The organism is Mesorhizobium sp. M7A.F.Ca.MR.148.00.0.0 (genome assembly GCF_003997735.1).
Classification (GTDB): domain Bacteria; phylum Pseudomonadota; class Alphaproteobacteria; order Rhizobiales; family Rhizobiaceae; genus Mesorhizobium.
The window spans coordinates 1-228 of record NZ_RZTB01000740.1 but is presented as its reverse complement, the minus strand read 5'-3'; the positions used below and the strand labels follow the sequence as shown (position 1 = coordinate 228).

At 59.2% G+C, this 228-nt stretch carries 1 protein-coding gene; it reads right to left on the bottom strand.

Going from position 1 to position 228, the window contains the following annotated elements; genetic code table 11:
* Positions 1-228, bottom strand: a 228-nt coding sequence (locus tag EOB49_RS36065; RefSeq protein ID WP_281060652.1) for a beta-ketoacyl synthase N-terminal-like domain-containing protein, incomplete at both ends; no start/stop codon positions are given.

The following is a 228-nucleotide window of genomic DNA, read 5'->3' as shown; positions in this document are numbered from 1 at the left end:
AGGCACATGCGGAGGTCACCCCGAAGACCGGCCCGCGCAAGCCGAGGCTCAAGCTAAGATGGACGGAAGCGGCGCTGGGCATCACCTTTACTCCAGTGAAGAGTTCAGCACGGATTGCGCTACCCAAAAGCAGTGAGCGGTAAGTTTGTTCTGTTGCGTATGAACCGGTAAATCCGACGCCCACTGTCGCGCCGAAGCGATGGGCATTCCCCTCGTCCCAGGAAAGTC